The sequence below is a fragment of the Nocardia ninae NBRC 108245 genome, from assembly GCF_007990755.1.
Classification (GTDB): domain Bacteria; phylum Actinomycetota; class Actinomycetes; order Mycobacteriales; family Mycobacteriaceae; genus Nocardia; species Nocardia ninae.
This window is the reverse complement of record NZ_BJXA01000011.1, coordinates 114650-139401: the sequence shown is the minus strand read 5'-3', so window position 1 is coordinate 139401 and position 24752 is coordinate 114650. Positions and strand designations below refer to the sequence as shown.

General features: G+C 68.3%; 28 protein-coding genes. 14 read left to right on the top strand and 14 right to left on the bottom strand.

All coding sequences use genetic code 11. The annotated features are described in order from the left end of the window. Window positions 1-28: 28 nt before the first annotated feature. Window positions 29-1537, bottom strand: coding sequence for an aldehyde dehydrogenase family protein (locus NN4_RS11405; protein WP_147129886.1), 1509 nt, complete (start codon window positions 1535-1537; stop codon window positions 29-31). 209 nt (window positions 1538-1746) lie between these two features. Here NN4_RS11405 and NN4_RS11400 point away from each other — a divergent pair, with 209 nt between their 5' ends. After that, window positions 1747-2532 (top strand): SOS response-associated peptidase, encoded by a 786-nt coding sequence (locus tag NN4_RS11400; RefSeq protein WP_147129885.1) that lies wholly within the window; start codon window positions 1747-1749, stop codon window positions 2530-2532. A 23-nt stretch (window positions 2533-2555) separates the two neighbouring features. Here the strand turns inward: NN4_RS11400 and NN4_RS11395 are convergent, their stop codons facing one another. Next, window positions 2556-2870, bottom strand: coding sequence for a hypothetical protein (locus tag NN4_RS11395; RefSeq protein ID WP_147129884.1), 315 nt, complete (start codon window positions 2868-2870; stop codon window positions 2556-2558). Window positions 2871-2942: 72 nt separating this feature from the next. Further along, window positions 2943-3437: a Cys-tRNA(Pro) deacylase gene (ybaK, locus tag NN4_RS11390; RefSeq protein ID WP_147129883.1), complete on the bottom strand. Its 495-nt coding sequence runs from the start codon at window positions 3435-3437 to the stop codon at window positions 2943-2945. Between the two features lie 173 nt (window positions 3438-3610). Here ybaK and NN4_RS11385 point away from each other — a divergent pair, with 173 nt between their 5' ends. Both NN4_RS11385 and rsrA read left to right on the top strand, forming a co-directional pair. After that, entirely contained in the window at window positions 3611-4450 is an 840-nt protein-coding gene (locus tag NN4_RS11385) for a sigma-70 family RNA polymerase sigma factor (protein ID WP_371865645.1), read from the top strand. 20 nt (window positions 4451-4470) lie between these two features. Further along, entirely contained in the window at window positions 4471-4746 is a 276-nt protein-coding gene (gene rsrA, locus NN4_RS11380) for a mycothiol system anti-sigma-R factor (protein WP_107660878.1), read from the top strand. Window positions 4747-4822: 76 nt separating this feature from the next. Here rsrA and NN4_RS46885 read toward each other — a convergent pair whose 3' ends face one another. Continuing rightward, window positions 4823-4897 (bottom strand): 50S ribosomal protein bL37, encoded by a 75-nt coding sequence (locus NN4_RS46885; RefSeq protein WP_022597109.1) that lies wholly within the window; start codon window positions 4895-4897, stop codon window positions 4823-4825. A 135-nt stretch (window positions 4898-5032) separates the two neighbouring features. Between NN4_RS46885 and NN4_RS11370 the strand changes: the two genes are divergently transcribed. Both NN4_RS11370 and NN4_RS11365 read left to right on the top strand, forming a co-directional pair. Beyond that, window positions 5033-5248, top strand: a complete 216-nt coding sequence (locus tag NN4_RS11370) for a biotin/lipoyl-binding carrier protein (protein ID WP_107658974.1) — start codon at window positions 5033-5035, stop codon at window positions 5246-5248. Between the two features lie 22 nt (window positions 5249-5270). Next, complete coding sequence (locus tag NN4_RS11365) at window positions 5271-6785, top strand: sensor histidine kinase (protein WP_107658973.1); 1515 nt, start codon at window positions 5271-5273, stop codon at window positions 6783-6785. 113 nt (window positions 6786-6898) lie between these two features. On the opposite strand, the gene NN4_RS11360 is transcribed toward NN4_RS11365, so the two are convergent. Then, window positions 6899-7153, bottom strand: a complete 255-nt coding sequence (locus NN4_RS11360) for a WhiB family transcriptional regulator (RefSeq protein ID WP_011211115.1) — start codon at window positions 7151-7153, stop codon at window positions 6899-6901. Window positions 7154-7405: 252 nt separating this feature from the next. Next, window positions 7406-8350, bottom strand: a complete 945-nt coding sequence (locus tag NN4_RS11355; protein ID WP_107658972.1) for a diacylglycerol/lipid kinase family protein — start codon at window positions 8348-8350, stop codon at window positions 7406-7408. A 96-nt stretch (window positions 8351-8446) separates the two neighbouring features. Between NN4_RS11355 and NN4_RS11350 the strand changes: the two genes are divergently transcribed. Beyond that, window positions 8447-8881, top strand: a complete 435-nt coding sequence (locus NN4_RS11350) for a hypothetical protein (protein ID WP_234391228.1) — start codon at window positions 8447-8449, stop codon at window positions 8879-8881. A 21-nt stretch (window positions 8882-8902) separates the two neighbouring features. Here the strand turns inward: NN4_RS11350 and NN4_RS11345 are convergent, their stop codons facing one another. The 5 genes from NN4_RS11345 to NN4_RS11325 are packed head-to-tail and all read right to left on the bottom strand — an operon-like array spanning window position 8903 to window position 13773. After that, on the bottom strand, window positions 8903-9589 hold the full coding sequence (locus NN4_RS11345; protein ID WP_147129881.1) for an endonuclease V: 687 nt from the start codon (window positions 9587-9589) through the stop codon (window positions 8903-8905). A gap of 10 nt (window positions 9590-9599) precedes the next feature. Beyond that, complete coding sequence (locus NN4_RS11340; RefSeq protein WP_147129880.1) at window positions 9600-10085, bottom strand: GNAT family N-acetyltransferase; 486 nt, start codon at window positions 10083-10085, stop codon at window positions 9600-9602. After that, window positions 10082-10693: an acid phosphatase gene (locus NN4_RS11335; protein WP_147129879.1), complete on the bottom strand. Its 612-nt coding sequence runs from the start codon at window positions 10691-10693 to the stop codon at window positions 10082-10084. The genes NN4_RS11340 and NN4_RS11335 overlap by 4 nt, the downstream gene beginning before the upstream one ends. Before the next feature lie 56 nt (window positions 10694-10749). Further along, window positions 10750-11985, bottom strand: a complete 1236-nt coding sequence (locus tag NN4_RS11330; protein WP_147129878.1) for an Rv3212 family protein — start codon at window positions 11983-11985, stop codon at window positions 10750-10752. Window positions 11986-12012: 27 nt separating this feature from the next. Further along, window positions 12013-13773, bottom strand: a complete 1761-nt coding sequence (locus NN4_RS11325; protein WP_147129877.1) for a DEAD/DEAH box helicase — start codon at window positions 13771-13773, stop codon at window positions 12013-12015. A gap of 368 nt (window positions 13774-14141) precedes the next feature. On the opposite strand from NN4_RS11325, the gene NN4_RS11320 reads away from it, so the two are divergent. From NN4_RS11320 to NN4_RS11310, 3 genes are read left to right on the top strand one after another with little or no spacing between them, the layout of a single operon-like run. Further along, window positions 14142-14999, top strand: coding sequence for an SCO6745 family protein (locus tag NN4_RS11320; protein WP_147129876.1), 858 nt, complete (start codon window positions 14142-14144; stop codon window positions 14997-14999). Window positions 15000-15053: 54 nt separating this feature from the next. After that, on the top strand, window positions 15054-16121 hold the full coding sequence (locus NN4_RS11315; protein WP_147129875.1) for an alpha/beta fold hydrolase: 1068 nt from the start codon (window positions 15054-15056) through the stop codon (window positions 16119-16121). Between the two features lie 58 nt (window positions 16122-16179). Beyond that, a complete protein-coding gene (locus NN4_RS11310) occupies window positions 16180-16869 on the top strand; it encodes a ferritin-like fold-containing protein (RefSeq protein ID WP_147129874.1) in 690 nt (229 codons plus the stop codon). 3 nt (window positions 16870-16872) lie between these two features. On the opposite strand, the gene NN4_RS11305 is transcribed toward NN4_RS11310, so the two are convergent. After that, complete coding sequence (locus NN4_RS11305; protein WP_147129873.1) at window positions 16873-17709, bottom strand: helix-turn-helix transcriptional regulator; 837 nt, start codon at window positions 17707-17709, stop codon at window positions 16873-16875. 102 nt (window positions 17710-17811) lie between these two features. On the opposite strand from NN4_RS11305, the gene NN4_RS11300 reads away from it, so the two are divergent. Further along, window positions 17812-18363, top strand: a complete 552-nt coding sequence (locus NN4_RS11300) for a YceI family protein (RefSeq protein ID WP_135233001.1) — start codon at window positions 17812-17814, stop codon at window positions 18361-18363. A 143-nt stretch (window positions 18364-18506) separates the two neighbouring features. Next, entirely contained in the window at window positions 18507-18734 is a 228-nt protein-coding gene (locus NN4_RS11295) for a DUF3107 domain-containing protein (protein ID WP_107658961.1), read from the top strand. Between the two features lie 75 nt (window positions 18735-18809). On the opposite strand, the gene fasR is transcribed toward NN4_RS11295, so the two are convergent. Next, entirely contained in the window at window positions 18810-19466 is a 657-nt protein-coding gene (gene fasR / locus NN4_RS11290; protein ID WP_107658960.1) for an HTH-type transcriptional activator FasR, read from the bottom strand. A gap of 309 nt (window positions 19467-19775) precedes the next feature. Here fasR and NN4_RS11285 point away from each other — a divergent pair, with 309 nt between their 5' ends. The 3 genes from NN4_RS11285 (at window position 19776) to NN4_RS11275 (ending at window position 23167) form a co-directional block, all read left to right on the top strand. After that, window positions 19776-20945 carry a DUF3152 domain-containing protein gene (locus NN4_RS11285; RefSeq protein WP_371865642.1) on the top strand — a complete coding sequence of 390 codons (1170 nt, stop codon included), beginning with the start codon at window positions 19776-19778 and terminating at the stop codon, window positions 20943-20945. An 86-nt stretch (window positions 20946-21031) separates the two neighbouring features. Then, window positions 21032-22216: an adenylyltransferase/sulfurtransferase MoeZ gene (moeZ, locus tag NN4_RS11280; RefSeq protein ID WP_147129872.1), complete on the top strand. Its 1185-nt coding sequence runs from the start codon at window positions 21032-21034 to the stop codon at window positions 22214-22216. A 96-nt stretch (window positions 22217-22312) separates the two neighbouring features. Next, the gene (locus NN4_RS11275; RefSeq protein WP_135232998.1) at window positions 22313-23167 is read left to right on the top strand and encodes a TIGR02569 family protein; all 855 of its coding nucleotides are present in this window, start codon (window positions 22313-22315) and stop codon (window positions 23165-23167) included. Window positions 23168-23252: 85 nt separating this feature from the next. Here NN4_RS11275 and NN4_RS11270 read toward each other — a convergent pair whose 3' ends face one another. Beyond that, window positions 23253-24743, bottom strand: a complete 1491-nt coding sequence (locus tag NN4_RS11270; RefSeq protein WP_147129871.1) for an MFS transporter — start codon at window positions 24741-24743, stop codon at window positions 23253-23255. Window positions 24744-24752 lie beyond the last annotated feature (9 nt).

Sequence of the window (24752 nt, the reverse complement as noted above, 5' to 3'; positions counted from 1 at the left end):
CATCCGGCCGGACACGCGGGCGGTGTACTTACTTGTGCCGACCGTGCAGGAACGGAACCAGCTTGCGCAGCAGCTTCATGGTGGACTGGGTGCGCGAGTAGCTGAGCAGCGCCATGCCGGGAATCGCGAAGCGCTGCACCGCGATCGAGTGCGGGCGGGCGAATTCGCGCAGGCCGGGCTCGCCGTGGATGCGACCGATACCGGAATCGCCGACGCCGCCGAACGGCAGGCCGGGGATGGCGGCGAAGGCGAGCACCGAGTTCACCGAGGTGGCCCCGACGTGCAGCCTGCGCGCGATCTCCAGGCCGTTCTTCTTCGAGTACACCGCCGAGGACAGCCCGTACTTGGAGCTGTTGGCCAGCTCGACCGCCTCGTCCACGCCGTCCACGGTGCGGATGGTGACCGTCGGGCCGAAGGTTTCCTCCTGCACCGCTTCGGATTTCTCGTCCACGTCGACCAGCACCACCGGCTCGATGAACGGCGCCTTCACCGATTCCGGGCCGCCGAGCACGGCGGTGCCGCCGTTCTTCAGCGCGGACTCGATGTGGCGGCGCACGATGTCGACCTGGCTCGGCATGGTCATCGGGCCGTAGGAGGCGTCGGCGCCCGAGCCGGGGCCGACCTTCTCCAGGATCTTCTTCACCTCGGCGACGAACTCGTCGCGCACCGACCGGTCGACGTACACCCGCTCCACGCCCGCGCAGGTCTGGCCGCTGTTGGCGGTGGCGCCCCAGGCGACCGCGTCGGCGGCGGCCTTCACGTCCGCGTCACCCGCGACGATCACCGCGTCCTTACCGCCGCATTCGAGCAGCACCGGGGTGAGATTCTCGGCGGCGGCGGCCATGATCCGCTTGCCGGTCGCGGTGGAGCCGGTGAACGCGAGCTTGTCGACGCCCGACTTGACCAGGGCCGCGCCGGTGGCGCCGTAGCCGTTGATCGTGCTGAACACGCCCTCGGGCAGGTCGGGGTTGGCCTTGGCGAACGCCTCGGCCAGGAAGTTGCCGATGCCGGTGGAGTACTCACTCGGCTTGAACACCACGGTGTTGCCCGCGGCGAGCGCGTAGCCGATCGAGCCGTTAGGGGTGTAGACCGGGTAGTTCCACGGGCCGATCACGCCGACCACGCCGAGTGGGCGCTGCTCGACCCTGGCGGCGAAGTTCGCCATGAACGCGCCGGGGGAGACCTTCTTGGGCGCCAGCACCTTCTTGGCGTTCTTGGCCGCCCAGGCGATGTGCTCGAGCGCGAGCATCAGCTCCAGGAAGGCGTCGTCGAGCGGCTTGCCGTTCTCGGCGTGGATCAGCTGGCAGAACTCGTCGGAATCGGCGACCAGCCGGCTCGACCAGCGCAGCAGGTGCGTCTTGCGCTCGTCGTAGCTCAACGCGCCCCAGGTGGCGGCGGCCGTGCGGGCCTTCGCGACGGCCGCGCGCACCGCGTCCTCGTCCGCGATCGGGTAGGTGCCGATGACCTCGCCCGTCGCCGGGTTGACCGACGTGAGCGCCGTATCGTTGTCGGCCGGTTTGATGTCGGTGGAAGTCACGGTGAGTCTCTCCTCTTGCCGGTGATTGCTCGGGACGACGTCGATCCCGGTTGCTCCTGGCGGTGGCCGGTCGGGGCGCGCATGCGTCAGCGGACGGGCACAGCGACCACCCATCCTCTGAGAGAATGTTAGGTCAAAACTCTCAACTGGTCACCAGCTATGGATCAATTGTCCATGAGAGTGTCGGTGGGAGGTGGAAGTATCGAGATATGTGCGGACGATATGCGACCACGACAGACCCCGGCCGGCTCGCGGTCGAGCTGGATGCGATCGACGAAACCGAAAGCACGCCGGGCTCGGGGAATTTCACCAATTACAACGTCGCGCCGACCACCCAGATCCTCACCGTGGTGGAGCGGCACGAGCACGGCCACAAAGACGATGAGCCCAAGTTGCGGCTGCGGCGGATGCGCTGGGGCCTGATCCCGGTGTGGACCAAGGTCGCCGAGCCGGGGGTGCCGGTGAAGGGCAAGCCGCTGTTCAATGCCCGCGCCGACAAGGCCGCGACCACGCCGTCGTTCCGGGACGCGGTGAAGTACCGGCGCTGTCTGGTGCCGATGGACGGCTGGTACGAGTGGGTGGTCGAGCCGGACCCGGCGGCCAAGGGCAAGGTGGCCAAGAAGCCCTTCTTCATGGCCCAGGAGGACGGTTCCCGGCTGTATATGGCCGGGCTGTGGTCGGTGTGGCGGGACAAGTCGCTGCCCGACAGCGAGCCGCTGCTGTCCTGCACCATCCTGACCACCGACGCGGTCGGCGACCTGACCCGCATCCACGACCGGATGCCGCTGCCGATGCCGAGGGAGCACTGGGACGCCTGGCTCGACCCGGACCACCCCGCGCCGTCGAGCCTGCTGGAGACGCCCAGCGAAGACGTGATCGCGGGCATCGTGGCGCGACCGGTGCCCTCGCTGGTCAACAGCGTGAAGAACAATGGCCCCGAGTTGCTCGCGCAGGTGAGCGAGCAGGAAGAAGCCGGGCAGATCAGCATGCTCTGACCGCCCGGCCTCCGATCAGCGGATCAGATCGAGCACTTCACGGCGGGGCTGGCGATATTCAGGCCGCATTTGACGATGCCGGTGACCAGGTCGATCACCTTGCTGGTCACCGTGCCGCCGAGCTTCTCGGCCTTGCCCGTCTTGTCGTCGGACTTGGGGGCGTTCGGCGTGCTCGGGGCGTCGTCCTTTCCGAGGCCGTCGAAGGGGAAGTCGATCTGGGCCGCCGTCGGCGGTGCGGCGGTGGCCGTCGGGGCTTGCAGCGCCACCGCGCCGAGGGTCAGGGCGAGAGTTCCGAGCAGGGCGACGATCACGGTGCGTACACGCTGGTGCGCGGGCATTTCGCATCACATCCTCGAGTCGGACGAATCTGGCCCGTCCATTGACGCACAGATTGTGTCGAATCGAGTGGATTACACCGTCCTCACTGTGGCGGTCACCGCCGAGGTCAGCCGGATCAGGTCGGCGGGCGCCAGCTCGATCTCCAGCCCGCGCCGCCCGGCGCTGCACAGGATGCGATCCCAGGACAGCGCGGACTCGTCCACCACGGTCGGCAACGGCTTGCGCTGGCCCAGCGGGGAGATGCCGCCGAGCACATATCCGGTGGTGCGTTCGGCCTTCACCTTGTCGGCCATGGCCGCCTTCGACACCCCCAACGCGGCCGCAGCGGCCTTGAGCGACAACGTATTCGGCACCGGAAGCACGGCCACGGCGAGCGAGCCGTTGGCCAGTTCGAGCACCAGTGTCTTGAAGACCTGCGCCGCCGTCACCCCGAGTTCGCCGGCCAGCGCGTCCACCGCTTCGGTGCCGTAGGAGTCGGCGCGCGGGTCGTGCTTGTAGGCGTGCACCCGATGGGCAACCTTGGCCTGCGTCAGGGTCCGGATCGCCGGGGTCGAGGCTCCTGCCATGGCGGACACCTTAACGAGCAGACCCGCCCGGACCGCAATGGATTTTGCGAGGCCGGCGTTTCGCTGCGGGAACACAGGACGTGTCCCGCATGTTGGAAGCGAATACACAGCGCACGGCCGGGACGAAACCCCCGGCCCCGCGACTGATCAGCCCCGTGAACGACGTGAAGGAGATGTCGGTGCCCCTGCTGCTCGACGAACGTCCGAGAGGGACGACGGCGTCGCTGACGGAAGCCGGATTCCCCTTCGAATTGCCAGTGCCGGTAGATTTGGCAGGTACGGCGATCGAAGGGACAGGTGTGACGAGCGACCATGTGGCGCGAGCGACGGGCCCGGAGGAGGCAGCGCAGCGTAACCACGCAGGGACCCGCGAGGGCCGCGAATCTGACACTGACGTGGTGACCGACGGTGTCGGTGCCGCGGTCGACGAAACCGAGCTGGTCCAGCGGTTCGAGCGCGACGCGCTCCCGCTGCTCGACCAGCTCTACGGTGCCGCGCTGCGGATGACCAGGAATCCGGCCGACGCCGAAGACTTGGTGCAGGAGACCTACGTCAAGGCGTTCCAGGGTTTCAAGTCCTTCAAGGAAGGCACCAATCTGCGTGCCTGGCTGTACCGGATCCTGACCAACACCTACATCAACTCCTACCGCAAGAAGCAGCGCCAGCCCGCGCAGTACCCGACCGACGAGATCACCGACTGGCAGCTCGCGGCTACCGCCGAGCACACCTCGCAGGGTCTGCGCTCGGCCGAGGTCGAGGCCCTGGACGCACTTCCCGACGACGACATCAAGGCCGCGCTACAGGAGCTGCCGGAGGAATTCCGGATGGCCGTGTACTACGCCGATGTCGAGGGCTTCCCGTACAAGGAAATCGCCGACATCATGGGCACCCCCATCGGTACCGTGATGTCCCGGCTGCACCGCGGCCGCAAGCAGCTCAAGGGTTTGCTCGCCGATGTGGCGCGCGAACGTGGATTCAACCGTTCGGGGGAACGCCAGGAGGTCAAGCAGTGAACGCCGAGCGGGATCCGGATATGGATCTGGACTGCACCGCTGTGCTCACCGACATTTGGTTGATGCTGGACGGCGAGTGCAACGACGAGACCCGTGCCCGGTTGCAGCACCACATGGACCATTGCTCACCCTGCATCGAGGCCTACGGCATCGAGGAGAAGATCAAGGGTCTGCTGAGCCGTAAATGCGGTGGCGACCGCGCACCGGACGCCCTGCGCGATCGGCTGACCTTCGAGATCCGCAAGACGGTCACGATCACCCAGGTGGAATCCACGATCGAGACCTCCGACTCCTAGGTCCTACGCAAAACTGAGCGGCACGCCTTCCTTACGGAAGTGCGTGCCGCTCTGCGTTTTTCGGCCGAGCTCTCGCTCAGGCGTTTGGCCGCTTGCCGTGGTTGGCTGCGTTGCCCTTGCGACTACGCTTCTTACGTCCGCGCTTACCCATGAGTAGTCTCCCTTCTGATTGAAGGCCATTCTTTCACGTGTGGTTGGCTATACCTGCAGCGGATACAGGCCGCACGGCTCGGCTGCTCGAACCCGCCGGGCGAGCCGCGTGAACCAACCGAGTGAATGGGGTGTCATGGCCGAGGAAGTGCTCGCCGAGCTGGTGTCCGTCGTCTACCAGGTCGTGGTGAACGAGGGGGACGTGGTCAAGGAGGGCGACACCTTGGTGATCCTCGAGTCGATGAAGATGGAGATCCCGGTGCTGGCCGAGGTCGGCGGCACCGTCACCTCGATCGGCGTCAAAGAGGGCGACGCCATCAAAGCCGGTCACCTAATCGCCGTCATCTCCTAGAAAACGTTAGCGGTAGATCTTCATGGCGACGCTGAGCGAGCTATTAGCCGAACACACCGACTTACCCGGCGTCGCCGTGGATCACCTGCAGCGGGTGGTGGGCGATTGGCAGCTGCTTGCCGATCTGTCCTTCGCCGATCTGCAGCTGTGGGTCGGTGCGGGACCGATCGCGGCGGGCGCCGACATCGTGTGTGTCGCGCAGTGCCGCCCGACCACCGCGTCCACCGTGCACCACGAGGACCTGGTCGGCACCCTGGCCCTGCAGGCCGATCATCCGCAGGTGTTCGAGGCGTTGATGTCGGGCAAGATCGTCCGCGCCGATCGGGACGTGGAGACCGCGGGCGTCTATCACCCCACTCCGGTGCACGCGATCCGCGAGGCCATCCCGGTCCGCTGCGGCGACGATGTCATCGCGGTGCTCAGCCGCGACACCGACGTGCAGCGCTCGCGGGTGCGCAGCACACTCGAAATCGCTTATGTCGCTTGCGCCGACGACCTGTGCCAGATGATCGCCGACGGTACCTTCCCGACCACCGAGGACCGCGCGGCCACCCACTCCAGCCCGCGCGCCGGTGACGGTTTCATCCGGCTCGACACCGAGGGCATCGTCGTCTACGCCAGCCCGAACGCCCTGTCCGCCTATCACCGGATGGGCTTGCAGGCCGATCTCGCGGGCCAGGATCTGGCGGTGCTCACCCGCTCGCTGATCACCGATCCGTTCGACGCCCAGGAGGTGGTCGGCGACATCCAGGCCGCGCTGGCCGGGCGCACCGGCCGCCGGATGGAGGTGGAGGCGCGCGGCGCGACCGTGCTGCTGCGCACCCTGGTGCTGCGTCCGCACGGCGAATTGGCCGGCGCCGCGGTGCTGGTGCGCGATGTCACCGAGGTCAAACGCCGCGATCGGGCGCTGCTCAGCAAGGACGCCACCATCCGGGAGATCCACCACCGGGTGAAGAACAATCTGCAGACCGTCGCCGCGCTGCTGCGGTTACAGGCGCGGCGCACCGAGAACGAGGAGGCGCAGGTCGCGCTCACCGAGTCGGTGCGCCGGGTCACCTCGATCGCGTCGGTGCACGAGATGCTGTCCATGTCGGTGGACGAAGAGGTCGACCTGGACGAGGTCGTCGACCGGCTGTTACCGATCATGGCCGACGTGGCCACCGTGCACACCGCGCGGATCAAGGTGCGCCGCGCGGGTTCGCTCGGCGTCTTCTCCGCCGAACGCGCGACCCCGCTGGTGATGGTGCTCACCGAACTGGTGCAGAACGCGATCGAGCACGCCTTCGATTCGGGCGAAGACGGCACGGTGACAATCCGTTCCGAGCGTTCCGCGCGCTGGCTCGACGTGATCATCAGCGACGACGGCCGCGGCCTGCCCAGCGGATTCAGCCTGGAATCCTCCGACCGCCTCGGCCTGCAAATCGTGCGCACCCTGGTGACCGCCGAACTCGGCGGTTCCATCGGCCTGCACCCCGGCGCGGATATCGGAACCGATGCGGTGCTTCGTGTTCCGCTGGGCCGTCGCTCCGGTCGGTAATAGCCGTTTCGTTATATGTGTTGGGACACAAGAGAGCCCGGCACCTCGAAGGTGCCGGGCTTAAATGCGTTCACCGGACCGGGGCTGAATGGTCCGGTAAATCCGATCGTCTGCTAGACGACGGTGCGGGTGCGCGTGCGTGCGTTACGACGCTTGAGCGCCCGGCGCTCGTCTTCACTCATACCGCCCCACACGCCGGCATCCTGTCCGGACTTCAGGGCCCAGGACAGGCAGTCAGCGGTTACGGGGCAGCGAGCGCAGACCAGCTTGGCATCGGCAATCTGCGCGAGCGCAGGACCACTGTTACCCACCGGGAAAAACAGTTCGGGGTCCTCGTCGCGACAGATGGCCTTGTGGCGCCAGTCCATTCCTCTGCTCCTTTGCTGGGCGCCGCAAATGGCGCCGACGGTTTGTGGATCGTTCACTTGTGCGACTCGAATGTTTCCGCACGGTTGCTTGTGAATGCTTTCACGAACACCGTAGATGTCAATAGGTATCTGGTGCACCGTGGGGAAGCTCACGCTCTAACGGCCCCCGCTAGGGGAACCTGCCCGGTCCTTTGTACTCGCTCTACCCAGTTTTCGCAGCACTACCACGATGTTTTTCGTGCGTTTCCTGCATCACTCTGGTCGCGGCGCCACGACATCCAAGACGGCGGGCACGGCCGTGAAATCCACCACGTTGCGCTTCCCGATAAAGTCGCCATCGATTTGCAGACCGATGGGTTCCTTCGTCTCGATACGCACGGACGGAACGTTGTCTTCGCGAAACAAATTGCGAGACTTGGGGTTTCCGTCGACTGCCAAGAGCTGTCTGGCAAGCAGCAGTGTAGGCAGTACAGACATCGAACGCACGGCAAACACGCCGAGACCGTCTTCGAACCTGGTGCCCGGGTTGGTGTGCACCGGGGTGGTGTTCAGGTAGGTCCAAGGGGTTGTGTTCGTTACGAAGGCGTAATGCACGTCGGTGACCGGTTCGTGCCCGGGGACCTCGATCCGGACGGTCGGCTCCTTGCGCCGGGCCCGGAAGAACTGCCGCACGGTTGTCCGGAGGTAGCGGGCCGGGGTGGCCGTCTTGCCGTCGGCGCGGCTGGCGTCGATCGCCTCGCAGACATCGGCGTCCAGGCCGACGCCCGCGCTGAAGGTGAACCACCGGTCGTCGGCCAGGCCGAGCCCGATCCTGCGGTCCCGATCCAGCGTGAGCAGATCGATGAGCTGGTTGGTTGCTGTCACCGGGTCCGGCGAGATTCCGAGCGCCCGCGCGAACACGTTCGCCGAGCCGCCGGGGATCACCCCGAGCCGCGGCAGCCAGGCCTGCCCGTCGTTGAGTTCGGGCAGCGGCAGGAAGCCGTTGATGGTCTCGTTGACCGTCCCGTCGCCGCCGTGCACGACGATCAGGTCCATCTCGTTGGTGGCGGCCCACTGGGCCAATTCGGCGGCGTGGCCGCGATGCTGGGTGTGCGCGACGGTCAACTGCGTGCGGCTCTCCAGCGCGTGCGCCAGCAGATCCCGAGTCGCCGGAGTGGTCGAGGTGGCATTCGGATTCACGATCAGCAGCGTCCGCACGACCCGCAGCCTAATCGTCGCCGGATCCGGTCCGAAAAGCCGCTGAACCGGAGCGGTCGGGAGGACGGCCACTACGACGGGTCGTAGGCTTGCCGGGTGGCTGAACGCAAGGGTGACGGTGGCGTGCCGAGGACGGTGCGCGGCGCGGGTGGACTGGTGACGCTGGAGGGGGCGGTCGCGGTGATCGTCGCGCTGGTGTTGATCGTGCGCGGGCTGCTCGGCCACGACCAGACCGCGGCCAGCGGGTACGGCACCGCCGCCTGGTTCGGCATCCTCGGTGGCGCGGTGCTCGCCGCGGGCATCGGACTGCTGCTCGGCAAGCGCTGGGGGCGGGCGATCGCCGTGATCGCCCAGCTGCTGCTGCTGCCGGTCACTTGGTCGCTGCTGACCGACTCACACCAGCCGGTATGGGGCACGCTGCTCGGCGTGGTCGTCGTGGCCGCGCTGGTGTTGCTGTTCGCTCCGGCCTCTACGCGGTGGATGGCCGCCGACTACGCCATCGAGCCGGAGAAATCTGATCCGTCGAGCTGACCGTGGCATTGTCGCGTGGGGCTATGCGCCGAGTGCGGCGCGTAGCTCGGCGCGGCACAGGGAGTCGGCGCGCCTGGTGGTTTCGGGGAGCCGGTAGCGGGGCGTGAGGGCCAGCACTTGGGCGCAGGCGGTGTCCAGGTCGATGCGGTGGCCGACGGAGACGAAGACGGGTTTCACGTCTGTTCTGGTGCGCAGGGCGCTGCCGACGACCTCGCCGTCGATGGTGATGTCGGTGCGGGCGCCGCGCTCGGGACCCGGTTCGCGGTAGTCGCCCCAGACGGACTTGGCGACGCCGATCGTCGGTATGCCGGTGAGCACACCCAGGTGGCAGGCCAAGCCGAAGCGGCGGGGATGCGCCAAACCTTGTGCGTCACAGACGAGTAGGTCCGGTGCGGCGTCGAGTTGCGCCAATGCCCGCATGGTCGTGGGCAATTCGCGGAACGCGAGCAAACCGGGGTGGTAGGGGAAGTTCGAAGTGCCGTGTGCGACAGCAGATTCGATGGTTTCCAGGGTGTTCGCGCGCAACACCACCACGGCCGCGGCTACCTCGCCGGTCTCGGCGTAGGCGGAGTCGAGCCCGGCGATGGTGCCGAATTCCCCGGCCTGCCGGGTGGTTTCGACCTTCGGCCGCAATTCGTCCTGTACCGCGATGGCCGCATCGGGGGTGCTCGGCCAGGCGTCCTCGTCGAAATGTTCGAGCCACGTCATCGTCGGTGAACTACCGCGCTTCCTTGGCCAGCTTGCCCAGTGGCTCACCCGTGAGGCGGTAGCCGACCCACTCGTTCTGCGCTGCGGCACCGAGGGATTCGTAGAAATCGATGGAGGGTTTGTTCCACGTCAGCACGGCCCAGTCGAGCCTGCTGTAGCCGTTGTCCACGGCTTCCTTGGCCAGCGCGGCGAGCAGTGCCTTGCCGTAACCCTTGCCGCGGGTTTCCGGCTTGACGTAGAGGTCCTCCAGATAGATGCCGTGCACGCCGTTCCAGGTGGAGAAGTTGAGGAACCAGATCGCGCAGCCGACCAGCTCGCCGTCTTCGTCCACCACGTGGGCGAAAACCTTCGGCTCGGCGCCGAACAGCGCGGTGTCGAGTTGGGTTGCGGTGACGGTGCATTCGTCGCTGGCCCGCTCGTACTCGGCCAGGTCATGGATGAGGCCGACCAAGCCGGGTACGTCGGCGGGAACGGCGCGACGCAGCGCTACAGTCACAGTGTTTCTCCCTCAGCGGTGGGAACCAGGTTGTGCGCCAAGATGGTTCGCACGTCGTGTTCATGGCCGAGCACGGTCAGCGCGCCGGTGGACATGGCGAACCGGCGACCCTCCCTGACGTCGAACTCGGCCCAGCGGGCGATCAACGCCCGGGAGAAGTGTCCGTGCCCCACGAGCACGATATCCCGCTCGGGCAGTTGCGGCGTCACGGCGGCGAGCACCCGATCGGCGCGGGCCTGCACCGCGTCCGCGGACTCGCCGCCCGGTACGGCGCCGGTCCAAATGGTCCAGCCCGGTGCGCTCTCCCGGATCTCCGGGGTGGTCAGGCCCTCGTAGTCGCCGTAGTCCCATTCCGCGAGGTCCTCGTCGACCGTGCTCGTGGGCAGTCCGGCGAGCTCCGCGGTCTGCCGCGCCCGTTGGCGCGGGCTGGTGAACACCAGCGGATCGCGCAGCTTCAGCGCGCTCAGCAGCGGGCCCGCCGCCCGGGCCTGCGTCTCGCCGCGCTCGGTGAGCGGCAGGTCGGTGCGGCCGGTGTGGCGGTGCTGGGTGGACCAGGTGGTCTCGCCGTGTCGGAGCAGTACCAGCCGGGCATCGTCGAGTACGGACATGGATCCATCATGGTTCACCGGTGCGCCGCCGAGTCGTCCGGCCGGTCTATCGCCGGTCAGCCGAGGGCGTAGAGCTCGGTGCCGCGCTGCTCGAGGATCGTCGTGCCGAGCACCGCTAGCGAGATGGGCGCGCCGCTGTAGCCGGGGCGGTCCACCGGGATGCGGCCGACCTCGGCGCCGGACGCGGGATCGAGCGCGGCGATCGCACCAGCGGTCGGCATCAGCAGCCTGCCCGCCATCATGCTGGGGGAGCCGAGCGCGCCGGCCGCGGTCCAGATCGGGTCGAAAGTGCTGCCGTTCAAGGCGATTACGCTGTTGCCGGTGAAAACCAGGTAGGCCGAACCGATCCGGGTGGTCGCGGTCTTATCACTCAGCGGGGCCGAAAGCTGATGCACCACAATCGGATTACCGGACGCGTCGTAAACGGCGAGCCGTGGTGCGGCCGCCGCCGTCCCGGCGGCGGCCGGAGTGCCGGGCAGGTAGAGCACGATCCTGTTGTCCGACACCGCGAGTACCCGCGCGTCGGGGGAGTCCGCGCCGGGGCCGGACAAGACGTGCGAGCCGGACTCCTCGGGCACCGTGTTGTCCTTCGGCGCGGGATTCAGCATGGTCAGCCGGTTGGCGGCGTCCTCGGGGCAGCGTTCCAGTACGCCGAGCCGGGACGGACTCGAGCCCGCCGAGAGCAGCGTGCAGCCCTTGCGCGGTTGGGTTTTCACGTTGACCGGCGCGTCGACGAAGCCGTATTCGATGGTGCGCACCAGGTCCGAGCGCCACATCTCCAGCCGCTCCGGCCCCTGGGCGAGCACATAGGTGCCGTCGACGGAGAGCCGCACGGACGGATCCATGTAGCTGCTGCGCGCGGTGCGCCTGGCACCGCTGTCGCCGGTCAGCAGCGTGGCCTGACTACAGCCGCGCTCGTCCAGATACACCGCGACCACGGTGCTGAACTGGCTCTCGATCCCGCAGAGCGGCATGTCGCGCCGGTAGTACCACAGGTCCTTGCCGGTCAGCGGGTCGTGACCGGTGACCGTGCCTTCGTCACCGGTGACGACGACACCACCCGCAGTCAGCGCCCGAGCGCTCGCGGCGTTCGGGGCATGCCACAGTTCACGCAGCGAGGTCGGGAGTTGGTCGGCGGCCACCGGGGTCGGCACGGGCGAGCTCGCGGTCACCGACTCGGTGCCGCTCGCATCGCCGCGCACCCACACCGCCACCGCCGCGATCACCACGAGTGCGGCGATCGCGGCAGCGGAGATGACGTCGGCGCGCGTTCGCCGCTCGGGTGCGAGCACGGTTGCGAGAGTAGCGGATCCGGCCGGTCAGACCGAAGCCGTGGCGGGCTCTACCGTGCTGGCGCTGTCTTCGGTGCCATTCTCGCCGGCCGGCTTGCGGCGGCGACGCCTGCGGCGCGCGGGCTGGTCACCGGACTCCGCGTCACCGTTCTCGGGGTCGGCCGAGGCGTCGGCGGTAGCGGTTTCGCCACCGTTGTCGGCCTCGCCCGCGGGCTTGCGGCGACGGCGCCGACGACGGGCGGGCTGGTCGCCGTTCTCGTCGGTGGACGCGTCGTCGCTCGGCGGCGCGTCGTGCGGTGCCGAGTCCTCGGTGCCGTTGGTCGCGGTGCCGTTGGTGTTCGTCTCGGTCTCGTCGATCGGCCTGCCGCGCACGGTGCGCTTGCGGTTGCGCGTGCGCGGGGCCCGCGCCGGGCGCTCCACCACGACCGCGTCCTCGTCCCGCTCGGCCGGCTTGGCCTTGCGGATGGTGCCGGTCACGCCCTCGGGGATGCCGAGTTCGGCGAACAGGTGCGGCGAACGCGAGTAGGTCTCCACCGGCTCCGCCATACCCAGGCCGAGCGCCTTGTCGATGCCGGCCCAGCGGCCCAGTTCGTCCCAGTCGATCAGCGTCACCGCGATACCGGTGCGCCCGGCCCGGCCGGTACGCCCGATCCGGTGCACGTAGGTCTTCTCGTCCTCGGGGCACTGGTAGTTGATGACGTGGGTGATGTCATCGATGTCGATGCCCCTGGCCGCGACGTCGGTCGCGACGAGCACGTCGATGCCGCCCTTGCGGAACTTGTTGAGCGCCTTCTCACGGGCGATCTGACCGAGGTCGCCGTGCACGGCGCCGACCGAGAAACCGCGCTCGGCGAGATCGTCGGCGACCTTCTGCGCGGTGCGCTTGGTCCTGGTGAAGATCATGGTCGCGCCGCGGCCCTCGGCCTGCAGGATCTTGGCGACCAGCTCGCTCTTGTCCAGCGCGTGCGCCCGGTAGACGAACTGCGCGGTGCGGTCGTGGATGGCCGTCTCGTGCGCTTCCTCGGCCCGGATGTGCGTCGGGCGGCTGAGGAAGGTGCGGGCCAGGGTGATGATCGGGCCCGGCATGGTGGCCGAGAACAGCATGGTCTGGCGCTTGTCCGGGACCATGGTCAGGATGCGCTCGATATCGGGCAGGAAGCCGAGGTCGAGCATCTCGTCGGCCTCGTCCAGCACCAGCACGCCGACCTTGCCCAGGATCAGGTGGTTCTGGTTCGCCAGGTCCAGCAGGCGGCCCGGGGTGCCGACGACGACGTCCACGCCGTTGCGCAGCGCCGCGATCTGCGACTCGTAGGGACGGCCACCGTAGATGGAGGCCACCTTCAGCGAGCCCTGATGGTTCTTCAGGTACTTGCCCGCGTTCTCCAGGTCGGAGGTGACCTGGATGCACAGCTCGCGGGTCGGCACGATGATCAGCGCGCGCGGCGTGCCGTCGAGCGGCGTGGTGCCGGTGTCGGCGGTGGCGATGCGGTGCAGCAGCGGCACGCCGAAGCCGAAGGTCTTACCCATGCCGGTGCGGGCCTGGCCGATGAGATCTTCGCCGGCCAGCGCCAGCGGCAGGGTGAGTTCCTGAATTGCGAAAGTACGTTCGATGCCGATCTCGTTCAGCGCGCGCACGATTTCGTCGCGAACGCCCAATTCGGCAAATGTCGGTGCGGTATGTGTTGCGTCCAGTTCGGCGGTCAACAGCGTCTCCGCTACCCCGGGTTCCTGTTCGACAGTGATCTTGCTCAGGTTCGTGCCTTCCTCGTAATCGCGTCCCGCGCGCACGAGGTGGGGCGGACCGGTCGGCCCGCGACGACCACGTCTCCGCCTGTGATACTCACCCGGCCACGCTCTGGAGATCTTCGGGTGCCGCGACTGGGCGGCTACCTCGGGAGATCTCGGCGCGGCGCACTGGTGATGCGGAGCTGGTGCGCGCACATTTTCCTGGACCACGAAATCGCTGCTCGTTATGCCGATCGGATCGGTACCGCTGGGCGGTGCACGCACAGATCAGGCAAGTCGGTCGAGCGAAACTTTTCGTTGTCCGGTGCGATTGTAGCGTGATATTGTGCGCGGCTCGAATTGCCACCGTCGATTATTCGGAATCCGAACTCGGCTATCGCCGGGTGGTTCATCGACGTACGCTGCGCCACATGGCAATTCATCCCGCGCGGCAAATCTGGAAGACTCTCGAGCCACTACATGACGTGGTCTATTTCGGGACCGGCGTCAAGGAGGCCGGAGTCGCGATCGGACTGCGCGGTTACTGGCAAACTTACTTCGCATTTCGGGCGGCGCCGCTCGGCGCGGTGACGCCCGCCACAGTCGAGGCGATCTTCGCCGGTTTTCATCCGGAGATGGTGCGCAAAGCGCTGCCCGGCGCCTGGGCCCTGGCAACCCCCGAGCAGTGCCTGGCGGTCCGGCTCGACCTGTCCACCGCGCTGCTGCGTGAACTCGGCGCCGGTGAGGCGGAGTGTGCCCGCGCCGTCTCGCTGCTCGCGCCGGTGCAGGAGCAGGCCGACCCGACGGGCAGGCCGCTGTTCGCGGCGAACGCGGCATTGCCGCTGCCCGCGGACCCGGTGGGCGCGCTCTGGCAGCTGACCACCTCGCTGCGCGAGCACCGCGGCGACGGGCACGTGGCCGCGCTGGCGACGCACGGCCTGACCGGGCGGCAGGCGATGGTCATGCAGGCGGCGGCGGGCAAGGCGGCCGAATCGGTGCTGCGCGGGGCGCGCGGGTTGTCCGAACGGGAGTGGGCGGACGCGTTCGACGAACTGCGGGCCAGGGGAGTGGTCGAGGGGGAGCCGGTCAGCCCGGCATTGACCGGCAGCGGTGCCGAACTGCTCGGACGGGTCGAGCAGAGCACCGACGACGCGGCTTGGAACGGTGCGCTCGCGGTGCTGTCCGCCGACGCGGTGACCGAGCTGACGACCTCGCTCGCGCCGCTGGCCGACCGGGTGCACGCGGCCATCGTGCCTGCGGCGAATCCGCTCGCCATGGGCAAGCGGTAACCACAAACCGGACTTGCCTGTTACCGCCGGTACCGGATGTGAGACATTCTCCGGGTGAATATCGCGGACACCGTCACGACCGCCGCCCGCAACGCGTGGGCGCTGACCTTCGGTTCGGGCGTAGAGGCACCGGATCCCACGCCGTCGACGGTGCTCTGGGACGAGCCGCATCGGCAGCTGCGTCGCTTCGAGCACCGCCCCGGCGACACCGAAACCGCCGTGCCCGCAACGGATTCCGCGGTGCTGCTGGTGCCGCCGCTGGCCGCGCCCGCGACCTGCTTCGACCTGCGCCCCGACCAGAGCCTGGCCGGCTTCCTGCTGGAGACCGGCCGCGCACCGTACGTGATCGACTACGGCGACATCACCTTCGGCGACCGGCGGATGGGCTTCGAGGACTGGATCGACGAGATCCTGCCCGAGGCGGTGCTGCGCACCTCCGCCGACCGCGACGGCAAGCCGGTCGACCTGGTGGGCTGGTCGCTCGGCGGCACGCTGGCGCTGCTCACCGCCGCCGCGCACGCCGAGCTGCCGATCCGCTCCGTCACCGCGGTGGGCGCACCGCTGGACTACGACAAGCTGACCGGCATCCCGCAGCTGCGCGCGGTGGCCAAGTTGACCGGCGGGATCGCCACCTCGACGCTGGTGCGCGCCGCCGGTGGCGTGCCCGCGCCGCTGACCAGGATCGGTTACAAGATCACCGCCTGGGACCGCGAGCTGACCAGGCCGTGGTTCGTCGCGAGCAATATCGCGCGCACCGAGACGCTGGCGCGGATGGAGACCATCGACCGCTTCATGGCCGAGATGCCCGGCTACCCCGGTCGTTTCTACGGCCAGCTGTGGGGCAGGTTGATCCTGAACAACGACATCGGCCGCGGCGTCGTTCAGCTCGGTAAGCGGCGCATCGAGCTGGCCCAGGTGAGTGCCCCCGTTCTGCTGGTCGGCGGCCCCACCGACGTGATCACCCCGGCCGCCGCCGTCGAAGCGGGCACCCGGACGCTCACCGGCGCGGCCTCGGTCCGCTTCGAAACCGCCCCGGGCAGCCATCTCGGCATCCTCACCGGACCGGAGGCCCGCGACTCGACATGGGCATATTTGGACAAGTTCCTCACCGAGGCCGCGTGAAAATGGACAACTTTCGCGCTGCGGCGGCGTGACCATCGCGGAGTACTAGGCTGGGGCCATGGGAGCACAGTCACCTGCCGCGCTGGGTGTTTCGTCGACCGATGCCGACCTCGCCGACCACCCGGGCGTCATAGATCTGTTCGCGGTGCTCGCCTACGGTGAGATCTCCGCGTTCTATCGGCTGGCCGAGGAAGCCAAGCTGTCGCCGACACTGCGCGGCAAGGTAGCCGTCGCCAAGATGGCCTCCGCCGAGATGGGGCACTTCAACGCGCTGGAGGCGGCGCTGGCCGAGCGCGGGGTCGACATCTTCGACGCGATGGCGCCGTTCGTCCGCGCGCTGGACGCCTACCACGCCTCCACCGACCCCTCCACCTGGCTCGAGTCGATGGTGAAGTTCTACGTCGGCGACGGCATCGCCGCGGACTTCTACAACGAGATCGCCGGTGCACTGCCGCCCGCGGTCGCCGAGGTGGTCCGCGACGTGCTCGCCGAGACCAGCCACTCCGAGTTCGTCGTCGAGGAGGTGCGGCGCGCGGTCGAGGCCAGCCGCTCCGAACGTGACCGGCTCACTCTGTGGGGCAGGCGCCTGCTCGGCGAGGCGATCACGCAGGCGCAGTACGTCATGGCGCAGCGCGACGAGCTGACCGAACTCGTGCTCGGCGCCGCGGGCGACCTCAACGGCATCGCCTCGCTGTTCGAGCGCATGCAGGCCAGCCACGCCGAACGCATGGCGAAGCTGGGGATCTGAGGGCTACTCGTTGACGGCCGCGGGCCGGACCAGTCGCAGGCCGGGTGTCTGCGTCTGGGCTTGATCGGTGAGCCACACGATGATGCTCTGATCGCGATCGGCATCGAGCGTCTCGAACGGGACGTGCACCAGGCCGTGCACCGGATGGTCGATCTGCAGCATGCCCGAGACGGGCGCCCCGACATGGTGTGGCTTCCAGCGGGTCGCGAACTCCGGGTGGCGGCGCAGCGCGTCGATCGTCTCCACCAGCGAATCGTCGCCGGGCCAGCGCAATTTGGCGCGCGACAGAGCCGCGGCGAAGGTGTCCGCCACCTCGGACCAGTTCCGCAGCACCTGGCGCGCGGTCGGTTGCACGAACGTGTACCAGGCCAGGTTCGGCTGTCCCTCGCCGTCGAGCAGGCCCAGCGGTGCGGCGAAGTCTTCCCACGCCGCGTTCCAGCCGAGCACATTCAGCCTGCGCCCGACCACGAACGCGGGGGTCGGCTGCAAGGCGCGCAGGATCGACTGGATCGTCTCGGCGACCTTCTCCTGCGCGGATTCGCTACCGGGGCAGTGGGATTCGTTGCCGGAGGCCAGCGCGAGCAGGCTGAAGTGATGGCGTTCGTCGCCACGCAGCAGCAGTGCGTCGGCGAGCGCGTCGATCACCGCGACCGAGGGATTGGTGTCGCGCCCCTGCTCGAGCCGCGCCAGATAGTCGGCACTGACTCCCGCGCGCACGGCCACCTCTTCGCGGCGTAACCCGGGCGTGCGGCGCCGCCTGCCCTCGGGCATGCCGACGTCGGCCGGGCGTAGCTCAGCGCGTCGCGCGACGAGGAATTCGGCGAATCCGTTGCGTGCCATGGGTCCCATCGTGCCGTGTCCTAGGAGGCTTAACCTCGCCCTACGGGGGCCATGATAACTGCGGTCTGGTTAACGGACCGTGGTCCGGCAAAGGTGGTTGGCATGACAACTTCTTCCGAGTCCACCACGACCACCCAGTCGCTGAAGCCCGGCTCCTGGACCCTGGACACCGCGCACTCGTCGGTGGCCTTCACCATCCGCCACCTCGGCATCTCCAAGGTGCGCGGCGGATTCACCCGCTTCGAGACCGAATTCGTGGTCGACGAGTCCGGCGCCGCCACCCTCGGTGCGACCATCTACCTCGACTCGTTCGACACCGGCAACGCCGACCGCGACGCGCACATCCGCACCGCCGACTTCCTCGATGCCGAGAACCGCCCGACGCTGACGTTCCGCGCCACCGAGCCGGTGCAGATCGCGGAGAGCTTCGAGGTGCAGGGCGAGGCCACGCTCGGCGCGATCACCAAGCCGGTCACCCTGGACGTCGAGTGGGGTGGCGTGCAGGAGTTCGGCGCGACCGGCAACCGGCACGCGGGCTTCTCCGCCACCGGCACCATCAAGCGCACCGACTTCGGCGTCGGCGGCCCGCTGCCCGGCATGCTCAGCGACAAGGTCAACATCGAGCTGGAGATCCAGCTCATCGAACCGAAGTAGTACCGCCGCACCGAACTGGCCCGCACAACGGTGTGCGGGCCGTTGCTGTTCGCTGAGGGCGCAGGCAGCCGTCTGCCTGCACGGCGTTGCCCTGCACTAGCCTTGGATCGACAGCACAGGACTCTTACGTTCGGAGGTTGGCCGTGGAGGTCAAGATCGGTATTTCGGATAGCCCGCGCGAGCTCTTGATCAACAGCTCGCAGACCCCGGACGAGGTCGAGGCGCTGGTGGCCGGTGCCCTGAACGGCAGCGGCGGCGTCGTGTCCCTGACCGACGACAAGGGTCGCAAGTTCCTGATCCAGGCTTCGAAGGTCGCCTACGTCGAGATCGGCACCGTCACCAGCGGTCGCGTCGGCTTCGCCACCGTCTAGTTTTCTCGGCCCCTGGGGCCGACAGCAACGAGCCCCTGCAACCTCGGGATGCAGGGGCTCGCGTCGTTCGTATGCTCAGTCGATGGGGTGCAGCGGGACGTGCGACAGACCGCCCCAGGCGAGCGAGACGGTGGTGTCCACGGCCTCTTCCTTGGGGATCGGCCGATCCGCCTCCAGCCAGTAGCGCGCGGTGAATTGGCTCGCGCCGACCAGGCCGACCGCGAGGATGCGCGCCCGGTACGGGTCCAGGCCGGAGTCGTGCGCCACCACGTCGAACACCGCGTCCACGCAGGCCTCGGTGGCCTGCTCGACCCGGCGCTGCACCTGCGGCTCGCTGGTCAGGTCGGATTCGAAGACCAGCCGGAAGCCCTGCATCTCGTTGTCGACGAAATCGAAGTAGGCCTGCACCGCGGCCCGCACCCGCTGCCGGTTGTCGGTGGTCGACCGCAGCGCCTGCCGGACGCTGGACACCAGCATGTCGACGTAGTTCTGCAGCACCGCCAGATACAGCTCCAGCTTGCTGGTGAAGTGTTGGTACAGCACCGGCTTGCTCACTCCGGCGCACTGCGAGATCTCGTCCATCCCCGCGGCGTGGTAGCCGCGCTGTACGAAGACTTCGCTGGCGGCCGCGAGTAGTTGTTGACGTCGCTCATCGCGCGGAAGCCGGGTGCCGCGTTTGGCGGGCTCGGACGACGATCTACGGGACGCCATCCGGTCCACGAGGTCAGTCATTTCGGCTCTCCCAGTTGATTCCCCGGCAAGGGGTAAGCACCGGGTATCCCAAGAACGATACTCGGTTGTTGCGCGCCCGCAGACCGGGCCCGGAGAACTGAGGGAACCCGGTGAGAAATGTCGCACCGCCCGGCGGTTGTGGCGTGCCCGACGGCGCGGCAGGCCCGCTGTGAGAACCTGGTGTCCGTGACTTTCCGCGCCGACCGACCCGGGGAGCGGCACGCAGACCCCCCGGTCACGTCCGGCGGTGGACGCGATCCGCGCCGCCGTGCTGGCCCCGGCGCGCCCGGTTCCGTAGGGTCGGAACCCGTGGCAAGGTCAGGCCCAGAAGCACGACCGGGCGCAGCCGCCCGCACCGGCGCTGCGCCGCCGCTCGATGCCGAAGCAGGCTCCGCCCGCAGGCCGGACCGCAACGGTCGCCCCAACGGTGTCGATCCACTTACCCGGCAGCCCGATTCGCCCGCCACCCGCCGCGACCGCGACGGCGTCGAGATCTACGACCCGCTCGGTCTCTACGCTCAGCCGGACCGCTCCCATCAACCGCTGCGCGCCAGCTGGGATCCCACCGCTCCGACCGAGGGCCGAACCAGGGAACGCCCCGACCGCAGCGTCAAAAAGCAAAGTGCGCTGGGCAGATTCGTCTCCACCTACGGCTGGCGGGCCTACGCGTTACCGGTGCTGTTCGCCGTCACGGTGCTGGTGGTGGTCGACGCGGTGCGCGGCTCCGACCCAGCGACCACGGTGAGCGGCGTGCCCGGCCTCGGCCACCTGAGTCCGCGGGCCGCGAGCGACGGCATCATCGGCGGACCGGCCGGCGACGGCCAGTTCCCCACCGACCTGCCGACCGGCGCGCTGCCGCAGGGTGGCAACTTCGCCGAAACCGGCACCGGCACTTGGCATGTGGTGCCCGGCGCGTCCGCTCAGGTCGGCACCGGCACCGACTCGGTCTTCCGCTACACCGTGGAGATCGAGGACGGCATCGACACCACGGGTTTCGGCGGCGACGAGTCGGTGGCGAAGCTGATCGAGTCCACCCTCGCCAACCCGAAGAGCTGGACGCACGATCAGAAGTTCGCGTTCCGCCGGGTCGACCAGGGCGACACCGAGTTCCGCATCTCGCTCACCTCCCGCGAATCCACCCGCAAGGCCTGCGGATACGAGATCCCGATCGACTCGTCCTGCTACAACGCCGAGCTCGGCCGGGTGGTGCTCTCCGAGGTCCGCTGGGTGCGCGGCGCGATCGCCTTCGAGGGCGACATCGGCTCCTACCGGCAGTACCTGATCAACCACGAGGTCGGTCACGCCATCGGCTACCACCAGCACCAGCCGTGCGAGACCGACGGCGGCTTGGCCCCGGTGATGATGCAGCAGACCTTCGGCACCAAGAACAATGACATCGCGACCCTCGAGCCCGACGGCGTCGTCCCGATGGACGGCAAGCGCTGCCGCTTCAACCCCTGGCCGTACCCGCGCGGCTGACATGCGCGACGATGGGTCGGGAAGAACGGTCTGGTCGCGGGTGTTGCACAACGAGATCGACCCATTCGATTCGAGGAGTCCTGGACGTGTCATCACCTAAGTCCCTGCCGCCGCTGGTCGAGCCGGCCGCGGAGCTGACCAAGGACGAGGTCGCCCGCTACAGCCGCCACCTGATCATTCCGGACCTGGGCGTCGACGGGCAGAAACGGCTGAAGAACGCCAAGGTCCTGGTGATCGGCGCCGGCGGGCTCGGCTCCCCGGCGCTGCTGTACCTGGCCGCCGCCGGCGTCGGCACGCTCGGCATCGTCGAGTTCGACGAGGTGGACGCCTCGAACCTGCAGCGCCAGATCATCCACGGCGAGTCCGACATCGGCCGCCCGAAGGCCGACAGCGCGCGCGACTCGATCCTCGAGATCAACTCCGGCATCGACGTCCGGCTGCACAAGATCCGGCTGGAGCCGGAGAACGCCGTCGAGCTGTTCGCCGACTACGACCTGATCGTGGACGGCACCGACAACTTCGCCACCCGCTACCTCGTCAACGACGCGGCGGTGCTGGCGGGCAAGCCCTACGTGTGGGGCTCCATCTACCGCTTCGAGGGCCAGGTCTCGGTCTTCTGGGAGGACGCCCCCGACGGGCGCGGCATCAACTACCGCGACCTCTACCCGGAGGCCCCGCCACCGGGCATGGTGCCGTCCTGCGCCGAGGGCGGCGTGCTCGGGGTGCTGTGCGCGTCCATCGGTTCGGTGATGGTGACCGAGGCGATCAAGCTCATCACCGGCATCGGCGAGCCGCTGCTCGGCCGCCTGATGGTCTACGACGCACTGGACATGAACTACCGGACCATCAAGCTGCGCCGTGACCCGGAGCGTCAGCCGATCACCGAACTGATCGACTATGAGGCGTTCTGCGGGGTGGTGTCCGAGGAGGGTCAGGCCGCCGCGGCCGACTCGACGGTCACCGCGCGCGAGCTGAAGGATCTGCTCGACGCGGGCAAGGAGATCGAGCTGATCGACGTGCGCGAGCCGGTCGAGTGGGACATCGTGCACATCGATGGCGCGCGGCTCATCCCGAAGGACCGCATCCTGTCCGGCGAGGCGCTGTCCGAGCTGCCGCAGAACCGCCCGATCGTGTTGCACTGCAAGACCGGTGTGCGTTCGGCGGAGGCCTTGGCCGCGCTCAAGCGCGCGGGTTTCGCCGACGCCACCCACCTGCAAGGCGGGGTCATCGCCTGGGCGCGGCAGATCGATCCGTCGCTGCCCGTCTACTGATCCGTCGAAGGACGCTGTGACCCCCGCCCTAACGGCGGGGGTTGCACTTCGGCGCGGCGTCCTGTACGGCGTCCACCACGGCGGTACGGTACGGCCGTGACTTCTGTGGAACCTCCCGAGCACGTGCGTGCCACGTTCGGTCTGCGCGAAGTTTCCCCGGTCACGCTGGGCGATTGGGAGGGTGGCTGGCGATTCGGGGACGTGGTGCTCAGCCCGGTCGCCGATCACGCGCGGGCGGCGTGGTCGGCGAAGGTGCGCGAGACGCTGAAGGTGGACGGGCTGCGCCTGGCCCGCCCGGTGCGCGCGACCGACGGCCGCTACGTGGTCTCCGGCTGGCGCGCCGACACTTACCTGGAAGGCATCCCGGAACCCCGGCACGACGAAGTGGTTTCGGTGTCGCTGCGCCTGCATCAGGCGACGACCCATCTTGAGCGGCCCCGGTTCCTGGTGCAGCCGCCGGTGGCGCCGTGGGTCGATGTGGACGTGTTCGTCGCGGCCGATCGAGCCGCCTGGGAGGCGGTGCCGCTGCGCAGCCTGCGCGCGGGCGGCCCGCTGCCCTCGGCGGACTCACCCGACGGCCAGCGCAGCATGGAGCTCATCGGCCAGCTGGCCACCCTGCGCAAGCCGGTGCAGACGCCCGCCCAGCTGGTGCACGGCGACCTGTTCGGCACCGTGCTGTTCGCAGGGACCCACACGCCGGGCCTCACCGACATCACGCCGTACTGGCGGCCCGCGCCCTGGGCGGCCGGGGTGATCGTGGTGGACGCGCTGGCCTGGGGTGGTGCCGACGACGGACTGTTGGAGCGCTGGCGCGATCTGCCGGAATGGCCGCAGATGTTGTTGCGCGCGGTCATGTTCCGGCTCGCGGTGCACGCCCTGCATCCACGGTCGACGCCGGAGGCGTTCCCCGGCTTGGCGCGCACGGCCGACATGGTCCGATTGATGGTGTAGCGCAGACGAAAACGCCGGCCGCCGAGAGGCGAGCCTTGCGGCTCAGTGCCTTTCGACGACCGACGTGCGTGCTGCGTTGTGCCGGTTACACCTTGGCGTAGGCCAGCGACGGCATCCGCTCCACCGCGAACGAAGACCGCAAGTAGAACCACCAGGTGACCGCGCCCATCAGCAGGAACGCCACGGCATAGGCCCAGAACGCGGGCGCCATCGAGTGGTAGTGAATGTTGGACAGTCGCAACGCCTGCTGCAACAGCCAGCCGCCCGAGGCGCCCACCGCGCCGATCACGCCGATCGCGGCGCCTGCCTGCCGCCGGGCCGACGCGGTCGACTCGGTGAGGTCCAGACCGTGCTCGGCGGCGTACTTCTTGGAGATCGCGCTGAAGATGGTCGGGATCATCCGATAGGTGGAGCCGTTGCCGATGCCGGTCATCACGAACAGCAGCAGGAACGAGATCAGGTACAGCGGGAAGCTTTTCAGCTCCAGCGCGGCCATGATCAGCGCGACCGAGACGGCCATGCCGCCGAACACGCACACGGTGATCTTGGCGCCACCGATCTTGTCGGACACCCACCCGCCGAACGGCCGGCTGAACGAGCCCACGAACGCGCCGAGGAAGGCCAGGTTGCCGATGGTGCTGATCCAGCCGATCTTGGCCAGCTCCGGGAAGTTGGCCTTGATCAGCGTCGGGAAGGCGAAGGAGAACCCGATGAACGAGCCGAAGGTGCCGATGTACAGCAGCGCCATCACCCAGGTGTGCTGGTTGGTCAACGCGAGCCGGTAAGACTTGCCATCGGACTTGGCGCTGGCGACGCTGTCCATGTAGCGCAGCGCGCCGAAGGCCGCGATGAGGATGAACGGAATCCACACCAGCACCGACAGCGTGATGCCGAAGCGGTAGCCCGCCGGATCCTTGGCCATCAGGTGCGTGCCCAGGGTGATCAGCAGCGGCAACGCCAGCTGGGTCTGTGCCACACCGAGATTGCCGCCCGCGGCGTTGATGCCGAGCGCCGCGCCCTTCTTGTTCTCCGGGAAGAAGAAGTTGATGTTGGCCATCGACGAGGAGAAGTTGCCGCCGCCGACACCGGCGAGTGCGGCCAGGATCATGAAGACCCACATGGGCGTGCCCGGCTGGTTCACGAAATACGCCAGCCCGAGAGTCGGAATGAGCAGCATCGCCGCGCTGAACGCGGTGAAGGCCCGGCCGCCGAATTTCGGGATCGCGAAGGTGTAGGGGATGCGTAGCGCGGCGCCGACCAGGGTCGGGGTGGACGAGAGCAGCAGCGCGTTGCTCACCGCCGTCGGGTTGCCTTTGCCGAGCCCCTCGAGGAAGGGGAAGCCCGCGGCGCCCATGCTGGTGACCACGGTGCCCCAGATGACCCAGATGCTGAAGCCGAGGTTCTCGGCGAACACCGAGAAGATCAGGTTCTTGCGTGCCGTCCGCGCGCCACCGGATTCCCAGAACTTCAGATTGTCCGGCTCCCAGTGTTCCAGCCAGCGGCCGCGGGTCTGGTGCTGGAAGGTCTCGGATGCGGTGTTCGACTCGGTGCCGGTGGCGGCTGCGATGGCAGTCATCGGCTTCCT

Bases quoted from the DNA above. Each gene is read 5' to 3' on its own strand.
- NN4_RS11300 (WP_135233001.1), top strand. From the start codon at position 17,812: ATGACAACTTCTTCCGAGTCCACCACGACCACCCAGTCGCTGAAGCCC.
- NN4_RS11305 (WP_147129873.1), bottom strand. From the start codon at position 17,709: ATGGCACGCAACGGATTCGCCGAATTCCTCGTCGCGCGACGCGCTGAG.
- NN4_RS11395 (WP_147129884.1), bottom strand. From the start codon at position 2,870: ATGCCCGCGCACCAGCGTGTACGCACCGTGATCGTCGCCCTGCTCGGA.
- ybaK (WP_147129883.1), bottom strand. From the start codon at position 3,437: ATGGCAGGAGCCTCGACCCCGGCGATCCGGACCCTGACGCAGGCCAAG.
- NN4_RS11335 (WP_147129879.1), bottom strand. From the start codon at position 10,693: ATGTCCGTACTCGACGATGCCCGGCTGGTACTGCTCCGACACGGCGAG.
- NN4_RS11370 (WP_107658974.1), top strand. From the start codon at position 5,033: ATGGCCGAGGAAGTGCTCGCCGAGCTGGTGTCCGTCGTCTACCAGGTC.
- NN4_RS11400 (WP_147129885.1), top strand. From the start codon at position 1,747: ATGTGCGGACGATATGCGACCACGACAGACCCCGGCCGGCTCGCGGTC.
- NN4_RS11385 (WP_371865645.1), top strand. From the start codon at position 3,611: ATGTCGGTGCCCCTGCTGCTCGACGAACGTCCGAGAGGGACGACGGCG.
- NN4_RS11365 (WP_107658973.1), top strand. From the start codon at position 5,271: ATGGCGACGCTGAGCGAGCTATTAGCCGAACACACCGACTTACCCGGC.
- NN4_RS11320 (WP_147129876.1), top strand. From the start codon at position 14,142: ATGGCAATTCATCCCGCGCGGCAAATCTGGAAGACTCTCGAGCCACTA.
- NN4_RS11270 (WP_147129871.1), bottom strand. From the start codon at position 24,743: ATGACTGCCATCGCAGCCGCCACCGGCACCGAGTCGAACACCGCATCC.
- fasR (WP_107658960.1), bottom strand. From the start codon at position 19,466: ATGACTGACCTCGTGGACCGGATGGCGTCCCGTAGATCGTCGTCCGAG.
- NN4_RS11360 (WP_011211115.1), bottom strand. From the start codon at position 7,153: ATGGACTGGCGCCACAAGGCCATCTGTCGCGACGAGGACCCCGAACTG.
- NN4_RS11310 (WP_147129874.1), top strand. From the start codon at position 16,180: ATGGGAGCACAGTCACCTGCCGCGCTGGGTGTTTCGTCGACCGATGCC.
- rsrA (WP_107660878.1), top strand. From the start codon at position 4,471: ATGGATCTGGACTGCACCGCTGTGCTCACCGACATTTGGTTGATGCTG.
- NN4_RS11345 (WP_147129881.1), bottom strand. From the start codon at position 9,589: ATGACGTGGCTCGAACATTTCGACGAGGACGCCTGGCCGAGCACCCCC.